This is a genomic window from Longispora urticae, assembly GCF_053902585.1.
Genome location: NZ_JAQZSH010000018.1, coordinates 241,778 through 266,455 on the forward strand (window position 1 = coordinate 241,778; position 24,678 = coordinate 266,455).

Sequence of the window (24,678 nt, forward strand, 5' to 3'; positions counted from 1 at the left end):
ATGACCGTGTCCCCCACCGGGAACGCCGGCGGAACCTTCGTCGCGGCCACCCGCCCCGACGCCGACGTGCTGCTGTTCTGCCTGCCGTACGCGGGGGGCGGGGCGGGGGCGTTCCGGGCCTGGCGCGGGGCGTTCCCCGCCGCCGTCGACGTGCAGCCCGTCCAGCTGCCGGGGCGCGAGAGCCGGCTCGCCGAGCCCGCGGAGTTCGCCCCCGAGCTGGTCGCCGCAGCCATCGCGGGCCGCGCCGACCGGCCGTACGCGATCTACGGGCACAGCATGGGCGCCCGGCTCGGCTTCGAGGTCATCCGGTGCCTGCGCCGGACCGGCGCGCGCCTCCCGGAGCGGTTCTACGTGGGCGCGTCCCGGCCGCCGGACCTCGTCGAGCCGATCGCGCGGATCGCCGACCTGCCCGACGACGCGTTCGTCCGGGGGCTGGAGGAGCTCGGCGGCACCCCCGTCGGCGTGCTCGACGTGCCCGAACTGCGCGAGATGCTGCTCCCCGTCCTGCGTGCCGACTTCGCCTGGATCGACGGGTACCGGTACGAGGACGAGGAGCCGTTGGCGGTGCCCGTCGTCGGGTTCGCCGGCGGTGCCGACCGCTCGGTCCCGCCGGAGCTGATGGCCGGCTGGGACCGGCACACCGGTGCGGGGTTCCGGCTGCACACCCTGCCCGGCGACCACTTCTTCCTCAACGCGGACATGGCCCGGGTCGTCGAGCTGATCAGCGCGGACCTGCTCGGGGCGGTCGACGGCTCGGCGGCGAAGTCCCCGACCCGCCGGGCCGCTCCCCCTCGCCCCGGTCCCGCCCCGCACCACGTCCCCCTGCCCGGCACCGACTGGACCGTCTGGCGGCAGGCGCTGCTGCGCACCACCGGCTTCCCCGCCGACGGCCTCAACCGGCTCACCGCCGCCGACCTGGCCCAGGCCGCCGACGCGCACCTCGACGGCCTGCTCGACGCCGACGGGTACGCCAAGGCGTACGAGTCCGCCGCCGCCCAGGTCAGCGCCGAGATCTGGGCCATCGCCACCGACCCGCTGTTCCGCGAGGCGGTGACCTGGCAGAACCGCAACGCCCTGTACGCCCTCGACGGCATCGCGAACCAGGGCCCGGTCGCGCCGCGCAACTCCAAGCGCCGCCAGCGCGAGGAGATGGTCGCCCAGTACTGGCAGCGGTACTGCTCCAAGAACGAGACCGTCGGCTTCTTCGGCCCGACCTCGTGGATCGACCTCGACCCGCAGGGCCCGAACGTGACCGCGACCCCCGGCCCCGGGCTGGTCCGCGCGCGCCGGGTGTTCTTCGAGCACTGGGCCCTGTCCGCGTTCGCCGAGGCCGTCACCGCCGACCCGCGCGCCCGGCGGTGGCTGGCGCCGTCCGTCTCGCCCCAGTTGACGCTGGACGGGCGCCAGCTGGTCCGGGTCGCCCAGGCGCCGCTGCCGCTGTCCCCCGCCGAGGCGGTGCTGCTGGCGGCGTGCGACGGGTGGCGGCCCGCGATCGAGGTGGCCCGGGCGGCCGTCGCGGCGGAGGGCTCGCCGTTGCGTACCCCGGAAGACGCTCTGATCCTGCTCGGTCTGCTCGCGGAGCGCGGCCTGGTGCGGTGGGACGTCGACCTGCCGATGCGGATGAACGCCGAGGACGTGCTGGCCGAACGCCTCGCGGGGATCGGCGAACCGGACCTGCGGGACAATGCACTGGACGGGCTGGCCCGGCTGCGGGCCGGCCGCGACGCCATCGAGGCGGCCGGCGGCGACCCGCACGCGGTGCAGGCGGCGCTGGCCGCGCTGAATGAGATCTTCGTCGAGCTGACCGGCCAGGAGGCCGAGCGCCGGGCCGGGCAGATGTACGCCGGCCGGACCCTCGTGGTCGAGGAGTGCGTGCGCGACCTGGAGGCCGGGATCGGCGGGGCCGTGCTGGAGGCGATGGCCGGCCCGTTCGGGGTGCTGTTGCAGGCCGCGCGCTGGCTGACCGTGGCGACGGCGGAGGCGTACCTGGCCGTGCTGCGCGACTTCTACGACGAGCTGGCCCGCGACCTGGGCACCCCGGACGTGCCGTTCGGCCAGCTCTGGTACCTGGCGCAGGGCATCTTCTTCGGCCGGGGCGAGCGCCCCGTGGACGATGTCGCCGCGGAGTTCACCCGGCGCTGGTCGGAGCTGTTCCGGCTGGACCGGTTCGGCGACGACACCCGGACCGTGGCCCTGACCAGCGCGGACCTGGCCGGACCGGTCGCCGAGGTGTTCCCCGCCGACCGCCCCGCCTGGGCCGCCGCCCGGGTGCACAGCCCCGACCTGCACCTGTGCGCCACCAGCGTCGAGGCCCTGGCCCGGGGCGAGTTCAGCCTGGTCCTGGGCGAGCTGCACGCCGCGTGGGCGACCCTGGACGCCGGCCTGTTCCTGGTCGGCTCGGACGAGGTCGAGGAGCTGCGCGCCGCCACCCTCGCCGACGTCGGCCCCGGCCGGGTGCTGCCGCTGTACCCGCTGGACTGGCCCCGCTACACGGCCCGGCTGGCCGGCGGCCTGGACAACGACACCGACTTCCAGCTGGGCATCCTGCCCGGCCCGGGCGCGGACCCCGACCGGCTGATCCCCGTCACGGCGCTGACCGTGTCCGACGAGGACGGCGAGCTGGTCGTGCACGGCCGGGGCGAGAGCTGGCCGCTGATCGAGATGTTCGCCGAGCTGATCGGCATCCACACCCAGGGCGCGTTCAAGCTGGTCGCGGCCACCGGGCACACGCCCCGGATCACCGTGGACCGGATGGTGCTGGCCCGCGAGACCTGGCGGACCACGATCGGCGGCACCGGCCTGGCCGACGTGAAGGGCGAACAGGCCCAGTTCCTGGCCGTCCGGCGCTGGCGGGCCGCGGCCGGGCTGCCGGAGACCGTGTTCGTCTCCATCGCCACCGAGACCAAGCCGTGCTACGTGGACCTGGGCAGCCCGGTGTACGCGACCATCTTCTGCTCGATGCTCCGCGCCGCCCGGCTCAGCGACGGCGACGACGTGCGGGTGACGATCACCGAGATGCTGCCCACCCCCGGCGAGGCGTGGGTACCCGACGCCGCCGGCCAGCGGTACTTCTCCGAGATCCGGGTCCAGGTGTGCGACCCGGAGCCCGCCGCCACCGGGCGGTTCCTGTGACCGGCCTGCTGTGCGACCTGGTCACCGACCAGGCGGCCCGGACCCCCGACGCGGTGGCCGTCCGGCAGTGGGACGCGGTCGTGACCTACCGGGAACTGGTCGGGCGGGCCGCCGCGCTCGCCGCGGTCCTGCGGGAACACGGCGTCGGCCCCGAGGTCCGGGTCGGCGTGTGCGGCCGGCGGGTACCCGGCGTGCTCAGCGCCGTCCTCGGCGTGCAGCTCGCGGGCGGGGCGTACGTGCCGCTCGATCCGGCGCACCCGGCGGAGCGGCGCGCCCTGATGATCTCCGACGCGGGCGTGACCGTCGCGGTGGTCGACGACGCCGGGGCCGCCGCGCTCGCCGACAGCGGGCTGACGCTGCTGCGGGTGCCCGACGCGCTCGCCGAGGTGCCGGCCTGCCCGGCGGGCCCCGACAACGCGGCCTACGTCATGTACACCTCGGGGTCCAGCGGGCAGCCGAAGGGCGTCGTGGTCGAGCACCGCAACGCCGTGCGGTTCGCCACCTCGACGGCGGAGAAATTCGCCCTGGACGCCGACTGCCGCAGCGTCGGGTTCGCCGCGCTCGGCTTCGACGTCTCCGTGCTCGACTTCTACCCGCCGCTGTCGCGCGGCGGCTCCATCGCGTTCGTGCCCGAGGCGGACCGGATCGACGCGACCCGGTTGCAGCGGTTCCTGGAGGAGCACCGGGTGACCTGGGGCGTGCTGCCCCCGGCCCTGCTGCCGCTGCTGCACCCGGAGCGGCTGCCCGACCTGCGCGACGCCCTGACGGCCGGCGAGTCCCCCGGGCCCGACCAGGTGGCCCGGTGGTCCGCTCCGCCCGGCAGGCGGTTCTTCAACTGGTACGGGCCGACCGAGTGTTCCTGCATCGTCGTCGGCACCGAGGTGACCGGGGTGTGGGAGACCACCCCACCGATCGGGTACCCGCTGCCCGAGTGCGCCGCGTACGTGCTCGACGAGGATCTGGTGCCCTGCGCCGACGGCGTACCCGGCGAGCTGGTCATCGGCGGCCCGCACGTGGTGCGCGGCTACCTCGGCCGCCCCGGGCTGACCGCGGAGAAGTTCGTGCCCGACCCGTTCGGGGACGTCCCCGGGGCCCGGCTGTACCGGACCGGTGACCGGGTGGTCCGCACCCCCGAACACGGCATCGTCCACCTGGGACGCCTCGACCGGCAGGTCAAGGTCGCCGGCCAGCGGGTCGAACTCGGCGAGATCGAGGCCGTGCTGCGCGGGCACGCCGACGTCGCGCAGGCGGTCACCGATGTGGCGGTCGGGGTATCGGGGCTGCCGGAGCTGGTGGCGTACCTGACGCCGGACGGCGCGCCGGATCTGGGCGCGCTGCGGGAGTACTGCGCCGACCTGCTGCCGGGGTACATGGTGCCCACCCGGGTGGTGCGGCTCGGGGCGCTGCCGTTGAACAGTTCCGGCAAGGTGGACATGGCCTCGCTGCGGGGGCTGCACCAGGCCGCTCCGGACGCCGGACGCCGCGCCCCCGCCACCCCCCTCGAACACGCCGTCTCCCGTGCCTGGTCCCGGGTCCTCGGCGTCTCCTCCCCCGGCCTCGACGACGACTTCTTCGCCCACGGCGGGCACTCGCTGCTGGCGATGCGCCTGGTCGAGGCGGTCCGCGCCGACCCGGGCCGGGCCGTCACCGTGGAGGACGTCTTCCTCGGCCGCACCCTCGGCGGGCTCGCGGACCGGGCCGAGAAGGCCGCCGGGCACGTGGAGCTGCCGGTGCGACCCGGCCAGGTGCCGGCCATGTCGGGCGCCCAGCGCCGGGTGTGGTTCGTGGAGAGGCTCGCCGGGGACACCCCCGCGTACAACATCGCGTTCGCCGAGCGGCTGCGCGGGCCGGTGGACCCCGCCGCGTTGGGCCGGGCCCTGGGTGCCGTCGCCGCCCGGCACGAGGTGCTGCGCTGGCGGTTCCCCGACACGGCCGGGGCGCCCTATGTCGTGGTGGACCCCGCGGGGCTCCCCGTGACCGTGCCGGTCGACGAGGACCAGGACCCCGAACGGTGGCTGCAACGGCAGGCCCAGCGGCGGTTCGACCTGGCCGGGGACGCGCTGTGGCGGGTCCGGCTGCTCCGGCTCGCCGCCGACGAGTACCTGCTCGCGCTCACCGTGCACCACACGGTGTTCGACGGCTGGTCCCAGGACCTGCTGTACCGGGACCTGGCCACCGCGTACGCCGCCGAGCTCGCCGGAACCTCCCCCGGCCTCCCCGCGTTGCCGGCCACCTTCGCCGACTACGTGGCCTGGCAGGCCGAACGCGAACGCTCCGACGACGAACTCGCCTGGTGGACGGACCGGCTGCGCGGCGCGCCCACGGTCCTCGACCTGCCCCGCGACAAGCCCCGGCCGGCCGTGCAGACGTTCCGGGGCGCGAGCGCGCGGGCCGGCCTCGACGCCGCCGGGGCGGTCCGGGACCTGGCCGCCCGGCTCGGCACCACCCCGTACGTGGTGCTGCTGGCCGGCTTCGCCCAGCTGCTGCGCCGCCTCACCGGGCAGAAGGACCTGATCATCGGGGTACCGGTCGCCGACCGTGGCCACCCGGCCTTCGAACCGATGATCGGCTTCTGTGTCGACACCGTGCCGCTCCGGCTCGCCGTGGACGACACCGCCGACTTCGCCGAGCACGTGCGGACCTGCGCCGAGGCCCTGACCGCCGCGCTGGCCCGGTCGGCGACCCCCCTCGAACGGGTCGTCACCACGCTGGGCGTCGAGCGCGACCTGACCCGCAACCCGCTCGTGCAGGTCCTGTTCAACATGTACAACTTCGCCCAGCCCCGGCTGGAGCTGCCCGGGATCGCCGCCGAGCCGGTGCCCGCCGGGCTGCCCGGCTCGCTGTTCGACCTGACCCTGTACCTGTCGGAGAACGCCGACGGCTGGGACCTGCAGGCCGTGTACAACCCCGACCTGTACCGCCCGGAGCGGATCGGGGCGCTGCTCGACGGGTACACCCGGCTGGTCGGGGACCTGGTCGGCGCGCCGGGGGCAGCGGTGGGGGCGGCGTCGCTGCGTACCCCCGGATCGGTCCTGCCCGACCCCGCCGAGCCCCTCGGGGACTGGGACGGCCCCGGGGTGGTCGAGCGGATCGAGGCCGTCGCCGCCGCGCGACCGGACGCGACCGCGGTCACCGGCGAGGGCGGCACCCTCACCTACGGCCAGCTCGTCGACCTGCGCCACCGGACCACCGCCGCCGTCGCGGGCGCCGGGATCGGGGCCGGGCGGGCGGTCGGCGTGCTGGCCCGCAGACACGTCGAACTTCCAGGACTCCTGCTCGGGGTACTGGCCAGCGGCGCCCGGTGGGCCGTGCTCGACGCCACCCTGCCGCCGGCCCGGCTGGCCGCCCAGGTCCGGGCGGCCGGGTGCGGGGCGCTGCTGGTGTGCCCGGGGGCGGCCGTGCCGGCCGAGCTGGGCGGGCTGCCGGTGCTGACCGTGCCCGCCGGGGTGCCCGCGGCCACGGAGGACACCGCCTCCGGACGCGGCTACCTCTCCTTCACCTCCGGCACCACCGGCGAACCGAAGGCCGTCCTGGCCGGCGAGCGGCCCCTGGCGCACTTCCTCGACTGGTACCCGTCGCAGTTCGGTCTGGGTCCCGACGACCGGTTCGCGCTCCTCGCCGGGGTGGCGCACGACCCGCTGCTCCGCGACGTGTTCGTGCCGCTGGCGCTGGGCGCCACCCTGCACGTGCCGCCCGGGGACCTGCCCCGCGACCCGGTGCGCCTCGCCGGGTGGCTCGCGGCCGAGGGCGTCACCGTGGCGCACCTGACCCCGCCGCTGGCCCGGGTCCTGGCGGCCGTCCCCGGCGGGTCGGCCCCGGCGCTGCGCCTCGTGGCGTGCGGCGGCGACCAGCTCGGGTACGCCGACGTGGCCCGGCTGCGCCGGTTCGCCCCCGGCGCGCGGATCGTGAACCTGTACGGCACCACGGAGACCCCGCAGGCCCAGGCGCACCACCCGGTCGGCACGGACCACCCGGCCACCGGACCGGTACCGGTCGGCCGGGGCGTCGACGGCGCGCAGCTGCTGGTCCTCGGCCCCGCCGGGCAACCGGCCGGCGTCGGGGAACTCGGCGAGGTCGTGATCCGCAGCCGGTACCTCGCCGAGGGCTACGCGACCGACGGCGTCCTGGACGTCGCCCGGAGCCGGGACCGGTTCTCGGCCGACGGGGCGGAGTACCGCACCGGGGACCTGGGCCGCTACCTGCCCGACGGCGACGTGCTGCTCGCCGGGCGCGGCGACGACCAGGTCAAGATCCGGGGCTTCCGGCTCGAACTCGGCGAGGTCGAGGCCGCCCTGCTGGCCCACCCGGACGTGCGCACCGCCACCGTGTTCGCCGAGACCGACCAGGGCGAGACGGTCCTGCGCGGGTACGCGGTGCCCGCCGCGGGCCTGACCGTCGAGGGCCTGCGCGCCCACCTGGGCACCCTGCTGCCCGGGCACGCGGTCCCGGCCACCCTGACCCTGCTGCCCGCCCTGCCGCTCACCCCGAACGGCAAGGTGGACCGCGCCGCGCTCCCCCGGCCCAGCACCCGGCCCACGGGCGGCGGGGCCGACACCCCGGCCACGGACACCGAACGGCTGATCGCCGGTACGTGGTGCGAGGTGCTGGGGCTGCCCCGGGTCGGTACCGGCGACAACTTCTTCGAGATCGGCGGCCACTCGCTGGCCATCGCCGCCGTGCAGGCCCGGCTGTCCGCGCTGCTGGAACGCGACGTGGACATCCTCGACCTGTTCCGGCACCCCAACATCCGGGCGCTGGGCGCCCACCTGGACGGCACCACCCGCACCCCGGGACTCGACCGCGCCGCACACCGTGTGGCCGCGCGCCGTGACCGTACCCGCCGCACAACCACGGTCCGAGCGGCCGCGGACGAGAAGGGCCGTGACGCATGAACGACGACGAAGCAGTAGTGGAACCCATCGCCGTGATCGGGATGGCCTGCCGCCTCCCCGGGGCCGGCTCCCTCGCGCAGTTCTGGCGCAACCTCGTGGAGGGCGTCGACTCCACCCGGGACTACACCCTCGACGAGCAGCGGGCCATGGGCGCGCCCGAGGACGAGGTCAGCGACCCCGGCTTCGTGCCCGCCGCCCTGGTCCTCGACGAGATGGAGAGCTTCGACGCCCAGCTGTTCGGGATCTCCCGGCGCGAGGCGGAACTGCGTGACCCGCAGCACCGGCTGTTCCTGGAGCTCGCGCACGCCGCGCTGGAGGACGCCGGCTACGACCCGGCCCGCTACCCGGGCGAGATCGGCGTGTACGGCGGCGTCGGCGCCGACGAGTACCAGTGGCGCAACATCCGCCGCAACCCGGCCGTGATGGGCTCGGCCGGCAGCCTGTCGATCCTGACCGGCACCCACCCCGACTACCTCGCCACCCACGTGTCGCACAACCTGGGCCTGCGCGGCCCGAGCCTGACCCTGCACACGGCGTGCTCGACCACCCTGGTCGCGTTCCACATCGCCTCCGAGGCGCTGCGCAACGGCGAGTGCGACATGGCGCTGACCGGCGGCGCGTCCATCGAACTGCCGCACGGGATCGGCTTCCAGCACTCCGAGGGCGGCATCATCTCCGCCGACGGCCGGACCCGGACGTTCGACGCCTCGGCCACCGGCACCCTGTGGGGCAGCGGCGGCGGCGCGGTCCTCCTCAAGCGGCTGTCCGACGCGCTGGCCGACGGCGACCACATCCGGGCCGTCGTGCGGGGCAGCGCGGTCAACAACGACGGCGCGCACAAGGTCAGCTTCTCCGCGCCCAGCATGGAGGGCCAGGCCGTCGTCGTCGCCCAGGCGCTCGGGGTCGCGGGCGTGGACCCGCGCACCATCACCTACGTCGAGGCGCACGGCACGGCCACCGCGCTGGGCGACCCGATCGAGGTCAGCGCCCTGTCGAGCGTGTTCTCCCAGGACACCGACGACATCGGCTGGTGCGGGCTGGGCTCGGTGAAGACGAACATCGGCCACCTGGGTCCGGTCGCCGGCATCGCCGGGATCATCAAGACGGTGCTGTCCATCGAGCACGGCATGATCCCGCCGAGCCTGCACTTCGAGCGGCCCAACCCGAAGCTCGCCCTGGACACCAGCCCGTTCTACGTCAACGCGGCGCTCGCCCGGTGGCAGCCGGACGGCCCGCGCCGGGCCGGGGTCAGCTCGTTCGGGATCGGCGGGACCAACGCGCACGCGGTCCTGGAGGAGGCCCCCGCGGCCGAGGAGCGCGACCGGTCCGCCCGGCCGACCCAGCTGGTGCAGGTGTCGGCGCGGACCGCCACCGCGCTCACGACGCTCACCGAGCGGCTCGCCGAGCACCTGGCGGCGCACCCGGAGCTGGACCTGGCCGACGTGGCGCACACCCTGCGGGTCGGCCGCCGCGACCTGCCGCACCGGCTCGCCGTGACCGCCGCCGACACCGCCGACGCGGCGAAGGCACTCGGGGACCGCAAGCGCCGGCTGACCACGACCGGGCCGGTGCAGGCGCACCGGGTGGCGTTCCTGTTCTCCGGCCAGGGCGCGCAGTACGTGGGGATGGGCGCGCAGCTGTACCGGACCGAGCCGGTGTTCCGCCGCTCCGTGGACGAGTGCCTCCAGGTCCTCGGCGGGGATCTCGGCCGTGAACTGCGGGACCTGCTGCTGTCCGGGGACGGGGACGCCGCGCGGCTGAACGAGACCGAGGTGACCCAGCCGGCGCTGTTCGTCGTGGAGTACTCGCTGGCCCGGCTCTGGGCGTCGTGGGGCGTGACCCCGGCCGGCATGATCGGCCACTCGATCGGCGAGTACGTGGCCGCGACGCTCGCCGGGGTGTTCCACCTCGCCGACGCGCTGCGCCTGGTCGCCGCGCGGGGCCGGCTGATGCAGTCGATGCCGGCCGGCGCGATGCTCGCGGTGCGCCTCGACGAGGCCGAGCTGGTCGGCCGGCTGCCCGAGGGGCTGTCCGTGGCCACGGTCAACGGGCCGGCGGCCTGCGTGGTGGCCGGCCCGACGCCGCTGGTCGAGGAGTTCGCGGCCCGGCTCGACGCCGACGGGGTCGGGCACAAGGCGCTGCGTACCTCGCACGCCTTCCACTCGCCCATGATGGAGCCGATCCTGGCCGAGTTCCACCAGCTGGTGGAGGCCGTGGAGCGCCGGGCCCCGCAGGGCGCGTTCCTGTCCAACCTGACCGGGGACTGGATCAGCCCCGGGGACGCGACCGACCCGTCGTACTGGGCCCGGCACCTGCGCGAAGCCGTCCGGTTCGGCGACTGCGTCCAGCGGCTGCTGTCCGACGGGGACTGGCTGCTCGTGGAGTGCGGGCCGGGCCGCCAGCTGGCCGGGCTCGCCCGGATGCACCTGGCCCGGGGCGCCGTCGCGCCGCTGGCGAGCCTGCCCGCGCCCGGGGAGCCGAAGAGCGACCTGGAGACGCTGTACGCGACGGCCGGCCAGCTGTGGGCGTGCGGGGTCGCGCTGGACGGGGAGACGTTCGGGGACCGCGGCCGGCGGGTGCCGCTGGTGCCGTACCCGTACGAGCGCAAGCGGCACTGGATCGAGCCGACCGTGGCCGACCTCACCGCGACCGCGACCGCGGCGTCCGGTCCGCGCCCCGTGGACGAGTGGTTCACGGTCCCGGTGTGGCGGCAGGAACCACCGACGGAGCCGGGTGCGGTGTTCGAACGGTGCCTGGTGTTCGACGAGGGCACCACCGTCGCGGACGGGCTGCGCGCCGCCGGGGTGGACGTCGTCCGGGTCCGCCCGGGAGACACCTTCACCCACGAGTCCGACGGGTACGCGCTCCGCCCGGCCGAGCCGCACGACTACGACCTGCTGCTCGCCGACCTCGCCGGTTCCGGCGGCCTCCCGTCCCGGGTGGTGCACGCCTGGGCACTGGCCGGCGAGCCGTCCGGCGGGGACCCCGACAGCGCCTGGCGGGCCCAGGACCTGGGCTTCTTCAGCCTGCTGCACCTGGTGCAGTCCGTGGCCGCCGCCCAGCTCACCGCGCACCTGGACATCGTGACCACCGGAACGCAGGACGTGACCGGCGAGGACGCCACCCGGCCGGAGCACGCCACCGTGGCGGGCATCGCGAAGGTCGTGCCGCTGGAGTACCCGGCCGTGACGGTGCGCCACCTCGACATCGCCGGATCCACCCGGCCGGCCGACCTGGTGGCCGAACTGCTCCGCGAGCTGGCCGGGGCGGTCGCGCTGCGCGGCGGGCACCGCTGGACCCCGGACTACCGGCCGGTCACCGTGCCGGCCGGCGGCACCGGACTCCGCGAGGAGGGCGTCTACCTGGTCACCGGCGGGCTCGGCGGCCTCGGCATCACCCTCGCCGAGGACCTCGCCCAGCGGGTCCGGGCCCGGCTGGTGCTGCTGGCCCGCTCGCCGCTGCCCCCGGAGGAGGAGTGGGACCGGCACCTGGCCGTGCACGGCGTCTCCGACCGGTCCGGCCGGGCCATCGCGGCGGTGCGCCGGATGCGGCAGGCCGGCGCGGAGGTGCTGGTGCTCGCCGCCGACGTGACCGACGTGGCCGACCTGCGGGCGGTGCGGGAGAAGACCCTGGCCGCGTACGGGCGGCTCGACGGGATCGTGCACGCGGCCGGCGTCCCCGGCGGGGGCATGGCCGAGGTCAAGGAGCGGGCCGCAGCGGAGGCGGTGCTGGCCCCCAAGGTGCGGGGCACACTCGCCCTGCACGGCGCGTTCGGCGACCTGACCCTGGACTTCGTCGCCCTGTTCTCCTCCGTCACGGCGGTGACCGGCGGCTTCGGTCAGGTCGACTACTGCGCGGCCAACAGCTTCCTGGACTCCTACGCCCGGGGCGCGCACGGCTGGGACGCCCGGGTCACCGCGCTCAACTGGGGCGGCTGGCTCGAGGTCGGGATGGCCGCCGAGGTGGCCGCGCCCGCCGGGTTCCGGGCCCTGCAACGCGGCGACCGGGTCGCCATGGTCGACCACCCGGTGATCACCGCCCGGCACGCCTCCGACGGCGCGGCGCTGCCGTGGTGCGGCGGCGTGGTCGCGCCCGACACGCACTGGGTGCTCGACGAACACCGCATCTCCGGGGTACCGGTGATGCCGGGCACCGGCCACCTGGAGAACGTCCGCGCGGCCTTCGCGGCGGCCCGCCCCGGCGAGCCCGGCCAGGCCGTCGAGCTGCGCGACGTCGTCTTCGTCCGGCCGATGGCGGTCGCCGACGGCAGCGGGGCCGAGGTGCGGGTCGCGTTCACCGACGGCGACGACGGCTGGGACTTCGAGGTGACCAGCGTGAGCGCCGGCGCCAGCGAGACCCACGTGCGCGGGACCGCCGGCTGGGTCGATCCCGGTCCGGCCCCGGTCGTGGACCTCGCGGCCGTCCGGGCCCGCTGCCAGCTCGCCGCGCACGACATCGGCGCCGGGGGCGAGCGTTCCGGCTCCGGGCTGCTCACGTTCGGCGCGCACTGGCGGAGCCTGCGCCGGGTCGAGGTGGGCCAGGACGAGCAGTTCGCGGTGCTGGAGCTGCCCGGGGCGGCGGCGGCCGACCTGGCCCGGTGGGTGCTGCACCCGGCCCTGCTGGACGAGGCCACCTCGTTCGGGTTGACGGCCGAGGGCCAGTACCTGCCGATGGGCTACGGCCGGCTGGTGGTCCGCGCGGCCCTGCCGGCCGGGCTCTACAGCCACCTGCGGTACCGGCCCGGCGGCGGCGGGGAGATCGTGTCCGCCGACCTGTCGCTGTACGACGCCGACGGCCGCGAACTCGTGGCGATCAGCGACTTCGTGCTGCGCCGGATCGACACCGCGGCGATGACCGACACCGTGCGCCAGGGCGCGCACGCCGCCGGCCACCGCCCCGGTCCGGTGGCCTCCACCGCGACCGGGATCGGCCTGGCCGACGGGACCGAGGCGTTCCGCAGGCTGCTCGGCCGGGACCTCGGTCGGCAGGTGGTGATCACCGCACAGCCGCTGGCCCAGGTCTTCGCGGGCGTCGCGGGCCTCACCCAGGAGGCCGTGGCCGGCGACCTGGAACCGGTGGCGCTCGACACGACCCACCGCGAGGGGTACGTCGCGCCGCGCACCGAACTGGAGACCACCCTGGCCGGGGTCTGGCGCGACGTCCTCGGCATCGACGCGGTCGGCGCGGACGACGACTTCTTCGAACTCGGCGGGAACTCCCTGGTCGCGGTGCAGCTCATCTCGCAGATCCGCAAGACGGTCGGCGTCAAGCTGCCGATGCGCAGCCTGTTCGAGACGGCGACCGTGGCCGGGATGGCACTCGTCGTCCAGGGCCTGCGCGACGCGCCCCAGGCGGCGGCGCCGGCGGCCGAGACGAGCATCCCGAGGCTACCGAGGCCGCGCGCCGGCCAGAACACGACCACCACAACGGCGAGGGGGCAGTGATGAGCGGGACACGTTACGCGGTCGTCCGCAACGACGAGGAGCAGTACTCCGTGTGGGCCGAGGGCAGGGAACTGCCGGCCGGCTGGCACGCGACCGGGTTCACCGGTACCCGGGAGGAGTGCCTGGCCCGGATCGAGGCGGAGTGGACCGACCTGCGTCCGCTCAGCCTGCGCCGGACGATGGCGGGTGCGTGATGACCGAGACGGTGACTGACGTCTTCGTGGTGCCGGCGTCCTACGCGCAGGAGCGGGTCTGGTTCGCCAGCCAGCTCGCGCGGGACGTGCCGCTGTACCACGTGGTCGGCGAGATCGAGCTGCCCTACGCTTTGTCGTACGAGCAGCTCGGCGACGTGCTGCGCGCGGTGTGCGAGCGGCACGAGACGATGCGCACCTCGTTCCGGATCGACGACGGCGTCCTGATGCAGGTCGTGCACCCGGACATCGCCCTGCCCGTGGACCAGCTCGACCTGTCCGCGCTCCCGGCCGCCGAGGCCGACGCCCGGATCCGGGCGCTGCTCGCCGGCATGGACGGCGCGGAACTGTCCCTCGTGGACCCGCCGCTGTGGCGGGGCACGCTCGCCCGGCGCGGGGCCGCCGACTGGGTGTTCCTGGTCGTCGCGCACCACACGCTGTTCGACCTCGAGGCCATCCGGAACCTGAAGGCCGAGCTGCTCGAGCTGTGCGCGGCGGCGGTCGAGGGCCGCGCGCCGGTGCTGCCGGAGCTGGCGGTCCAGTACGCCGACCACGCGGTGTGGCAGCGCGACGGGATGGCGGCCGGCCGGCTCGCCGAACTCAACGCGTTCTGGAGCCGGGAACTCGCCGGCCTGCCCGCCGTGCACACCCTGCCCGCGAGCCGGGTCCGCCCGGCCGAGCGCAGCTACGCCGGGTCGGAGATCCGGTTCGGGCTCACCGACGACATCGTCGAGGGCGTGCCGGGGCTGGCGCAGCGGTGCGGGGCGACCCCGTTCATGGTGATGCTGGCCGGGTACGCGGCGCTGGTGCACCAGCTGTCCCGCGCGACCGACGTGGTCGTCGGCGTGCTGGTCGCGGGCCGGGAGATGCCCGAGACCCGGGCGCTGATCGGCATGTTCGTCAACCTGGCGGTGTCCCGGATCGACGTGTCCGGCGACCCGACGTTCACGGAGCTGGTGTCGCGGGTCCGCGACCGGCAGCTCAGCGTCTGGGACCACCAGGACATGCCGTTCCAGAAGCTGGTCGAGCTGGTCGGCGCGCACCGCCTCCCCGGGGTGCCGCCGGTCTACCAGCTCGGCTTCAACTACGTCGACCTGGGCTTCAGCGGTCGGGCGACGGCGGCGGAGGACGACCTGCTGCTGGAGATCTGCGTGGACCGGGGCCGGCTGGAGTACAGCACGGACGTGTTCACCGAGTCCGACGCGCGGACCATGGTCGACGGGTACCTGCGGGTGCTGTCCGCCGTCCTCGCCGACCCGACGGCGCGACTGTCCACATTCGATGCTGGTGTCGCGCCCGCTCCCGCGCCGGAGAGCGCGGAGGCCGTCGAGGTGGCGGCCGAGTTCGTCGCGCCCCGCACCGCCGCCGAGGAACTGGTCGCCGAGGTCTGGTCCGAGGTCCTGGGCGTGCCCCGGATCAGCGCGCTGGACAACTTCTTCACGCTCGGCGGGCACTCGCTGCTCGCCCTGCGGGTGATCGCGCGGATCAGCGCCGCGATCGAGATCGACCTGCCGATCCAGGCGTTCTTCGTCGACACCACCGTGGCCGGAGTCGCCGCGCAGGTCGAGAAGGTGCTGCTGCAGGAACTGGACGACACCGAGAACGCACCCGAGGGGACGCCATGACCGCCGTGGAGAGCGTGGCCGATCCGAAACGGGCCGCGATGGAGGCCCGGCTGCGCCGCCGGGCCGCGCCGACCGAGTCGGGCATCCCGCGCCGGCCGGACGGGGACGCCCCGCCGCTGTCGTACGCGCAGGAGCGGGTCTGGTTCATGGAGCAGTTCGCGCCCGGCACGGCGGCCTACGGGTCCCCGCTGCTGGTGCGGTTCGGGTCCGACCTGGACCTGGTGCTGCTCGCCGCCGCGCTGACCCAGGTCCGGGCCCGGCACGAGAGCCTGCGGATGCGGTTCCCCGCGACCTCCGACGGCAGGCCGACCGTGGTCGTGGACCCGCCGTCGGACGTGGAGCTGCCGGTGCACGACGTGGCCGACGTGGCCACCGCCGAGGCCGAGATGGCGCTCGCCGCGCTGCGGCCGTTCGACCTGGCCACCGGGCCGCTGATGCGTGCCGCGGTGTGGCGGGTGGCCGGGGGCGAGAAGTACCTGCTGCTGGTCGACCTGCACCACATCGTCACCGACGGCTGGTCCAACGACACCCTGCTGGCCGACCTGTCGGGTACCTACGAGGGGCTCCGGTCCGGCGTCCCCACCACCCGGCGCACCCCGGTCGGCTACGGCGACTTCGCGGCCTGGCAGCGCGAGCAGATGGCCGGGCCCGGGGTCCGCCGCCACCTCGACTACTGGCTGCAGCAACTCGCCGCCGTGCCCGCGCTGGAGCTGCCGACCGACGCGCCCCGGCCGCCGACCCAGTCCTTCGACGGGGCCTCGCACCACTTCCGCCTCGAGGGCCCGTTGGTCACGGCGCTGACCGAGTTGGGCCAGGCGCACCGGGCGACCCTGTTCATGGCCCTGCTCGCCGGGTACCAGACCCTGCTCGGCCGGTACTCCGGTCAGCACGACTTCGCGATCGGCTCCCCCGTGGCCGGCCGGTCGCGCCCCGACCTCGACGACGTGGTGGGCATGTTCGTCAACATGCTGCCGCTGCGCGCGGACCTCAGCGGCGACCCCACGGTGGGCGCGCTGCTGGACCGGACCCGCGACGGGGTCCTCGACGCGCTCGCGCACCAGGACGTGCCGTTCGAGCAGGTCATCAGCGAGCTGCACCTGGTCCGCGACGTGAGCCGCTCGGCACTGTTCCAGGCCATGCTGGTGCTCCAGAACTACACCCCGCCGACCGACCCGGACTCCCCCGACCTGTCCTGGCGGCCGGTCGAGCTGCCCGCGACCCGGTTCGACCTGGAGCTGCACGCGTACCCGGTCGAGGGCGGCGGCCTGCAGTGCCGGTTCGTCTACAACACCGCGCTGTTCGGCGCCGACACGGTGGCCCGGCTCGCCGGGTCGTTCGGCACGCTGCTCGCCGACTTGGTGGCCCGGCCCGACGCGCCGGTCTCCGAGCTGGCACTCCTCGACGCGGGCGAGCGCGACCTGCTGCGCGGCTGGAACGCCACGGAGGTACCGGCCCTGCCGGACTCCTCGCTGCCGGCGCGGTTCGCCGAGCAGGCCCGGCGCGCCCCCGACGCGGTGGCCGTGACCGACGCGGGCGGATCCCTGACCTACGCGGAACTGGACCGGGCGTCCAACCGGGTCGCGCACCGGCTCGTCGCCCTGGGAGCCGGTCCGGAGACCCTGGTCGGGATCGGCGCGGACCGCAGCGCGCGGCTCGTCGTCGGCCTGCTCGGCATCCTCAAGGCGGGGGCGGCGTACCTGCCGCTGGATCCGGAGTACCCGGACGACCGGCTGCGGTACATGCTCGCCGACTCCGGCTGCGGACTGCTGCTCGCCGGGGACGCGCTCGCCGCCCGGGTGGCCGGCGACGGCGTCACCCACCTGCGGCTCGACGAGGAGACCGACGGGCCCGAGCACGCCGTGGACGTCGTCGTGCCCACGGACGCGGCCGCGTACCTGATCTACACCTCCGGCTCGACCGGGCGGCCCAAGGGCGTCGTCAACGCGCACCGGGGCGTGCTCAACCGGCTCGACTGGATGCAGGCGGAGTTCGGGCTCGGCGCGGACGACACCGTGCTGCAGAAGACCCCGGCCGGCTTCGACGTGTCGGTGTGGGAGTTCTTCTGGCCGCTGACCACCGGCGCGCGGCTGGCCATGGCCGCGCCGGGCGGGCACCGCGACCCGGCGTACCTGCGCGAGGCGGTCGGCGAGCACGGCGTCACGACCGTCCACTTCGTACCGTCGATGCTGACCGCGTTCCTCGCCGACATCGACGCGGCCGAGGACCCCGCTGCCGCCGCCGCCCGGTGCGCGGCCCTGCGCCGGATCGTGTGCAGCGGCGAGGAGCTGCCCGTCGAGCTCGCCCGGCGGTGCACGGAGGTGCTGCCCTGGGTGAGCCTGCACAACCTGTACGGGCCGACCGAGGCCGCGATCGACGTGACCGCCTGGCACTGCGCCCCCGGGGCTCTCGCCGGCCGGACCCGGGTACCGATCGGCGCGCCGATCGCCAACACCCGGGTGCACATCCTCGACGAGCACCTGCGCGAGGTACCCGTCGGGGCCGTCGGCCAACTGCACATCGGCGGGGTCCAGGTCGCCCGCGGCTACCACCGCCGGCCGGCCCTGACCGCCGAACGGTTCGTCCCCGACCCGTTCGGGGCGCCCGGCACCCGGCTCTACGCGACCGGCGACCTGGCCCGCTGGCGGCCCGACGGGCAGGTCGAGTTCCTCGGCCGGGCCGACGGGCAGGTCAAGCTGCGCGGCCTGCGGATCGAACTCGGCGAGATCGAGATGGTGCTCCGCGAGCGCGCCGACACCCGGGACGTCACCGTGGCCGTGGTCGAGGTGCACCCGGGCGACAAGCGGATCGTCGCGTACCTGGTCACCGACGCCGAGCCCGACGCCGCCGCCCTGCGCGCGGACCTGCTGCTGCGGCTGCCCGACTACATGGTGCCGTCGGCGTTCGTCCGGCTGCCCGCACTGCCGCTGTCCCCCAACGGCAAGCTCGACCGGGCCCGGCTCCCGCTGCCCGAGGTGGCCACGGTCTCCGACAAGGAGTTCGTCGCGCCGCGCACCGAGGTCGAGACCACCGTCGCCGGCATCTGGTGCGACGTCCTCGGCGTCGAACGGGTCGGCATCGACGACGACTTCTTCGCGCTCGGCGGGCACTCGCTGCTGCTCACCCAGGTCGCGGCCCGGCTCCGGCCGCTCACCCAGGGCACGGACGTCCGGGTCGGCGTGATGGACCTGTTCCAGAACCCGACGGTCCGGGCGCTCGCGGCCCTGCTCAGCGGGGAGGCGGACTCCGGTCCCCGGCGGCTGCTGTACGAGCTGACGAAGCCGAACCCGAGCCCGGAGCGCACGTACGTCTGCGTGCCCTACGGCGGCGGCTCGGCGGTGGTCTACCAGACCGTCGCCTCGGCCCTGCCCGCCGGCCACGCGCTGCTGTCCGTGGCGATCCCCGGCCACGACGTCGGCCTGGACGAGGACTCGCTGCCGTTCGACGAGCTGGCCCGCCGGTGCGCCGACGAGGTGCTCGAACGCGTCCGCGGCCCGCTGGTGCTCTACGGCCACTGCGGGGTGGGCGGCGCGCTGATCGTGGAGATGGCCCGCCTGATCGAGGCCGCCGGCCGCGAGGTGGAGGCCGTCTACGTCGGCGGGGTGTTCCCGTTCGCGAAGCCGACCGGCCTGCTGACCAGGTTCAACACCTGGCTGGAGGACCTGGCCGGCAACCGGAACTACACGAACTGGCTCAAGTCCATGGGCGTGGACATGGACGAGCTGGACCCGGTGCAGGCCGACCGGATCATCAGCAACATGCGCAGCGACGGCAAGAACGCCGAGGCGCACTTCACCGCCCTGATGGCCACCGACCCCGTGAAGCTCAGGGCCCCGATCATCTCCGTGGTCGGCGAGCGCGACCCGATCACCGACTACTACCAGGAGCGGTACCGCGAGTGGCGGTTCCTCACCGACACCGTCGCGGTGGTGGTGCTGGACGAGGCCGGGCACTTCTTCCTGCGGTACCGGGCCGAGGACGTCGTGGAGATCATCACGCGGACGCACCTGGACCTGCCGGCGGAGTCCGCGCAGCTCACCCCGCCGGTGTCCGAGCCGGGTACGCCGGCCCGGCGCTGGTGGCTGTCGGCGGTGTCCCGGGCCGGCCAGGCCGCCGACCTGGGCGCGCCCGTCGAGCCGACGATGAGCAAGTTCACCATGGTCTCCCTGGGCCAGCTGGTCTCGGTCACGGGTTCGCTGTTGACGGCCTGGGCGATCCCGATCTGGCTGTATGTCACCACCGGTTCCCTGCTGTCGATCGGCATCTCCGGCGTGACCGTGGTGCTGCCGATCCTGCTGGCCACCCCGATCGCGGGGGCGCTGGCCGACCGGTACGACCGGCGGAAGCTGATGATGGCGGCCGGACTCGCGGCCGGTTCCGTCGAGTTCCTCTTCGCCGTCCTGCTGCTGCGCGGCGATCCACCGGTCGCGGCCGTGTACGCCGTCGTGCTGGTGGTCTCCTTCGCCGGCACGTTCCAGCGGATCGCGTTCTCCGCCTCGATCCCGCAGCTGGTCCCGAAGCGGTTCCTCGGACACGCCAACGGGGTCGCCCAGCTGATCAACGGCACGGCGATGCTGTTCGTGCCCCTGATGGCGGCCGGCCTGCTCGCCGCGATCGGCCTGCGCGGCATCCTGATCCTCGACGTGGTCAGCTACGTCTTCGCGCTCAGCGTGCTCGCCGCCGTCAAGTTCCCGAACCTGATGGGCCGGATCCGCAAGGAGACCTTCGGCGAGCAGGTCCTCGGCGGCCTGCGCCTGTACTGGGGCGCGCCGGGCTTCAGGGCCTCCATCCTGGTGCACGGCTTCAGCAACCTGCTCTACGCCGCCCCCGTGCTGCTGGTACCGCCCCTGGTGCTCGCGCACGGCACGGCCGGGGACGTCGGCCGGGCCGCGTTCGCCGAGGGCCTCGGCGCCGTGATCGGCAGCCTGGCCATGACGATCTGGGGCGGCCCCCGGGCCCGTCGGATGGTCGGCAACCTGCTGGTGATCGCCGCGTCCGGCCTGTTCGTGGCGCTGACCGGCCTGAGCGGGAACCTACTCGTGATCATGGTCGGCGCGTTCGGCACCGGCCTGTTCCTGGCCATCGCCAACGGCATCTACGTGACGGTCATCCAGGTCAAGATGCCGCAGCGGTACCACGGCCGGGTGCTGGCCCTCAACCAGACCCTGACCTGGTCCACGCTGCCCGTCGGATTCCTGGTCCTGGTGCCGGCCACCGGCCTGCTGGAGCCGCTGATGGCCCCGGACGGCAGCCTGGCGTCCACGTTCGGGCAGGTGCTCGGCACCGGACCCGGGCGGGGCATCGGACTGGCGTTCGTGGTCTTCGGCATCCTGATGACGGTCAACGCGCTGCTCGGGCTGACCGTCCGGCGGCTCGCCCGGCTCGACATCGAGATGCCCGACTCGCTGCCCGACGACCTGATCGGCGCCCAGGTGCTCGCCGCCCGCGACACCGCCGCGCCGGCCCCCCGAGAGAAGGCACTGGTATGAGCGAGGCCCTGACCAGGCTCCCGTCCTGGACCGCCGCGCCCGCCGACGGGCACGGGACGGTGCGGGTGCCGGCGCCCGAGGGGGTGTCGGCCGCCGCCGCACGGTTCGGGGTGCCGGCGTCCGTGCTGGGACTGGCCGCCCTGGCCCGGGTCGCCGGGGTGCTGGCCGCCGAAACCGACATCCTCATCGGGTACGGGGACCGCGGCGCCGTGTCGGCCACCACCCGGGGGGTGACCTGGCGGCACCTGGTCGACGAGGTGCGCGCCCCGTCGGGTGACGAGGGCGCCGTCGACCTCGCGTTCGGGGCCGCGCCCGGCGTGCCGCTCACCGTGGACCTCGACGGCGACAGCCTGGTGGTCCGGCACGACCTGCGGATCGCCGACCCGGCCCACGCGGAACGGATCGCCGGCTACGTCGCGACGGCCCTCGCGGCCCTCGTCGCCTCCCCGGACGCCCCGGTGGAGGACACCGACCTGCTCTCGGCCGCCGAACGGCACCACCAGCTGCACGAACGCGGCGGCGAGGTCCGGGAACTGCCCACCGGACGGTTCCACGAACTGTTCGCCCGGCGCGCCGCCGTACACCCGGAAAGGGTCGCGGTCGTGCACTCCGGGGTGTCCTACTCCTATGCCTGGCTGGACGGCGCCGCCAACCAGATCGCGCACGCGCTCCTGGCGCACGGCCTGGCGCGGGAGGAGGTGGTGATGACGGCGACCGAGCGCACCCCGCACTGGCTGGCCGCGATCATCGGCATCCTCAAGGCGGGCGGCGCCTACCTGCCGACCGAGCCTGGATACCCGGCGCCCCGGGTCACCACGGTCCGCGAGCAGAGCGGGTGCCGGATCGTGCTGACCGAACCCGACGTGGCCGGGACGCCGGAGTACGCCGGGCTCGCCGAAGCCCTCGCGGAGCCGGGCGTCGTGGCGCTGGCCATCGCCGACCTCCTCGACGCCGGGCACCCCGCCACCGACCCGGGGGTGGCGGTCGGGCTCGACCAGCTGGCGTACATCTACTTCACGTCCGGGTCCACCGGGCGGCCCAAGGGTGCGATGTGCACCCACCACGGCATGATCAACCACCTGGTAGCGAAGATCGCGGACTTCGAGCTGGACGCCGACAGCCGGGTCGTGCAGAAGGCGCAGCAGACGTTCGACATCTCGCTGTGGCAGCTGATCGCGCCCCTGATGCTGGGCGGCAGCACCCTGATCGCCACCCGCGACGAGATCCTCGACGTGCGCGGCTTCCTGGCCACGGTGGCGGCCAGCGGCGCGACCGTCGTGCAGGTCGTACCGTCCTATCTGGACGTCCTGCTCCGGATCGCCGAGGACTCCCCCGACGTGGACCTCGGCGGCGTCCGGTTCGTCAGCGCGACCGGCGAGGCCCTGAACCGGACCCTCGTCACCCGCTGGTTCGCCCGGTTCCCCGACATCCGCCTCGTCAACGCGTACGGGGCCACCGAGGCGTCCGACGACACCAACCACGAGATCATGTCCGGGGTACCGGCCGGCGAACTCACCCCCGTCGGCCGCCCCGTCACCAACGTCGTCCTCTACATCCTCGACCCCGACGACCGCCTCGTCCCCCTGGGCACCCCGGGCGAGATCGTCGTCTCCGGGGTGTGCGTCGGACGCGGGTACGTCAACGACCCGGAGCGCACCGCCCTGGCGTTCGGCGAGGACCCGTTCCGCCCCGGCGAGCGGATCTACCGCACCGGCGACTTCGGCCGCTGGCTGCCCACCGGCTCCGTCGAGTTCCACGGCCGGCGCGACGAACAGGTCAAGGTCAACGGGATCCGGATCGAACTCGGCGAGGTGGAGGCCCGGATCCTCGACCATCCCCGGGTACTCGCCGCCGCCGTCATCGTCACCCCCATGCCCGGCGTCGGCAAGAGCCTGGTCGCCTTCTACGAGACCGGCGACGGCCTCACCGACACCGACCTGCGCGCCCACCTGCGGGCGGCCCTACCCGCCTCCTCGGTCCCGTACCAGCTGGTCGCCGTCGACCGGCTCCCCCTCAACCCCAACGGCAAGGTCGACAAGCGGGCGCTGACCGCCCACGCGCAGACCCTGACCGGCCCGTCCGCCGCCGGGACGGCCCCGGGCACCACCGCCGGGGCCGCCCCGCGCACCGCCACCGAGGAACGCCTGGCCGCCGCCTGGGCGGTCGCGCTCGACGTGCCGGTCGACCGGATCGGCGCGGACGCGCACTTCTTCGAGGTCGGCGGGGCGTCGTTGTCGGCGCTGCGGATGGTGGCCGAACTCGACGGGCTGATCACACTGCCGCAGCTGCTGGCGCACCCGGTACTCGGGGAGCTGGCGGCGATCGTGGACAAGGAGGCGGGGCTGTGACCGTGCAGACGTTCGAGGCGACCGGGTTCGACGGCGCGGAACCGACCTCCGGCTCCGGGTCGACAGGGTCACTGCTCGCGGGGTCCTCAGTGGACCGCAGCGGGGCTCGTGCCGCCTGGCTCCGGCAGCACGGGCCGGCCCTCACCGGGGCGCTGGCGCGGACCGGTGCGGTGCTGGTGCGGGGCCTGGACGTGCGTACCCCCCTCGATCTGGCTCTGGTCCGTGACGCCCTCGGCCTGGCCGAGGCCACCGGCCAGGAACGGTTCGCCCCCACCACCGACCTGGGCGGCGGGGTCAGCTCCGCGCCGGAGTGGGGCGCCGACCGCGAGATGTGCCTGCACCACGAACAGTCCTTCGGGGTACGCGCCCCCCGCGTCCTCCTGATGTCCTGCGCCGCCGAGCCCACCACCGGCGGCGAGACGCTCCTCGGCGACACCCGCGCCATGCTCGGCGCACTCCCCGCCGACCTGCTGGCCCGGTTCCGCGCCCACGGCTGGCGACTCGAACGCAACTTCCGCCCCTACATCGGCCTGCCGTGGAGCACCGCGTTCGGGTTCACCGACCCGGAGTCCCTGGCCGCGTACGCCGCCGACCAGCGGATGGCCGCCGCGTGGCGCGCCGACGGTTCCCTGCACACCACCCAGCACCGGCCGGCCGTCGTCCCGCACCCGGTCACGGGCGAGGAATGCTGGTACAACGACGCCGCGTTCTTCAGCCAGTGGAGCATCGACGAGGTCGAACGCAAGGTGCTGCTGTCGTCGTTCGGGCCCGGCGGGATCCCGTTCAACACGGCGCTCGGCGACGGCACGGAGCTGACGGCCGCGGAGTGGCAGAGCATCCTCGACGCGTACGACGCGGTGACGGTGCGGGTAGCGTGGCGGGTCGGTGACCTGCTGCTCGTGGACAACATCCTCACCGCGCACGGGCGGGCGCCGTTCCAGGGCCCTCGGGAGATCCTGGTCGCCCCGGCGGACCCCGTACCCGTCGAAGGCTCCTAGAGGGCGTTGACGACCGTGAAGGCGGCCTCGCCCTCCTCGAACGCCCCGAACACCGCCGGCAACGTCGCCGGGCCGGCGGTGTCGACCAGCAGCACCGCCTGCCTCCCGTCCGGCCCGGCCCCGGGTTCGAAGTCCGACGCCAGCTCCCGGCGGACCAGCGTGACCCGGTCGAGGAACAGCTCCGCGTGCCACAGATCCGCCACGGACGACGCGAAGGCCTCGTCGCGCCCCGACCTGACCTGGTCGATGACCTCGACGGAGGCCAGCAGCCGGACCACGAGCCGGTCGCCCCGCCGGTCGTAGTGGGCCGTCAGGTCGTCGGGGAGCAGGTAGAACACGCCCTCCTCGCCCTCGTGGCCCCGGTCGAGCAGCGCGGCGACCATCCGCTGGCCCGGGTCGTCGGCCTCGATGTCGACGCCGAGCAGGACGCCCACGTCCTCGGGCCCGAACGCGGGTACGGCCGTGATCCACATCTGCGCCTCGTCACTCATGCCGCCCATCCTGATCCATAGCCGGGCGGCATACCAACGCGCATAGCTGATCTCGCGGTCCACGGCCCCGC

General features: G+C 74.8%; 9 protein-coding genes. 8 read left to right on the forward strand and 1 reads right to left on the reverse strand.

Annotation, left to right across the window (positions count from 1 at the left end; translation table 11 throughout):
* The 8 genes from PT931_RS09355 to PT931_RS09390 are packed head-to-tail and all read left to right on the forward strand — an operon-like array spanning position 1 to position 24,116.
* Entirely contained in the window at positions 1-3,132 is a 3,132-nt protein-coding gene (locus PT931_RS09355) for a thioesterase domain-containing protein (protein WP_456245304.1), read from the forward strand.
* Positions 3,129-8,024 (forward strand): amino acid adenylation domain-containing protein, encoded by a 4,896-nt coding sequence (locus tag PT931_RS09360; RefSeq protein ID WP_456245305.1) that lies wholly within the window; start codon positions 3,129-3,131, stop codon positions 8,022-8,024. The genes PT931_RS09355 and PT931_RS09360 overlap by 4 nt, the downstream gene beginning before the upstream one ends.
* The gene (locus PT931_RS09365) at positions 8,021-13,468 is read left to right on the forward strand and encodes an SDR family NAD(P)-dependent oxidoreductase (protein ID WP_456245306.1); all 5,448 of its coding nucleotides are present in this window, start codon (positions 8,021-8,023) and stop codon (positions 13,466-13,468) included. Before PT931_RS09360 ends, PT931_RS09365 begins: the two co-directional genes overlap by 4 nt.
* Complete coding sequence (locus tag PT931_RS09370) at positions 13,468-13,662, forward strand: MbtH family protein (protein ID WP_456245307.1); 195 nt, start codon at positions 13,468-13,470, stop codon at positions 13,660-13,662. The genes PT931_RS09365 and PT931_RS09370 overlap by 1 nt, the downstream gene beginning before the upstream one ends.
* Positions 13,662-15,284 carry a condensation domain-containing protein gene (locus PT931_RS09375; protein WP_456245308.1) on the forward strand — a complete coding sequence of 541 codons (1,623 nt, stop codon included), beginning with the start codon at positions 13,662-13,664 and terminating at the stop codon, positions 15,282-15,284. The genes PT931_RS09370 and PT931_RS09375 overlap by 1 nt, the downstream gene beginning before the upstream one ends.
* Complete coding sequence (locus tag PT931_RS09380; RefSeq protein WP_456245309.1) at positions 15,281-20,770, forward strand: amino acid adenylation domain-containing protein; 5,490 nt, start codon at positions 15,281-15,283, stop codon at positions 20,768-20,770. Before PT931_RS09375 ends, PT931_RS09380 begins: the two co-directional genes overlap by 4 nt.
* On the forward strand, positions 20,767-23,118 hold the full coding sequence (locus PT931_RS09385; RefSeq protein WP_456245310.1) for a non-ribosomal peptide synthetase: 2,352 nt from the start codon (positions 20,767-20,769) through the stop codon (positions 23,116-23,118). The genes PT931_RS09380 and PT931_RS09385 overlap by 4 nt, the downstream gene beginning before the upstream one ends.
* Positions 23,115-24,116, forward strand: a complete 1,002-nt coding sequence (locus PT931_RS09390; protein ID WP_456245311.1) for a TauD/TfdA family dioxygenase — start codon at positions 23,115-23,117, stop codon at positions 24,114-24,116. Before PT931_RS09385 ends, PT931_RS09390 begins: the two co-directional genes overlap by 4 nt.
* Here PT931_RS09390 and PT931_RS09395 read toward each other — a convergent pair.
* The gene (locus PT931_RS09395; RefSeq protein WP_456245312.1) at positions 24,113-24,607 is read right to left on the reverse strand and encodes a hypothetical protein; all 495 of its coding nucleotides are present in this window, start codon (positions 24,605-24,607) and stop codon (positions 24,113-24,115) included. The genes PT931_RS09390 and PT931_RS09395 overlap by 4 nt on opposite strands.
* Positions 24,608-24,678: the final 71 nt, after the last annotated feature.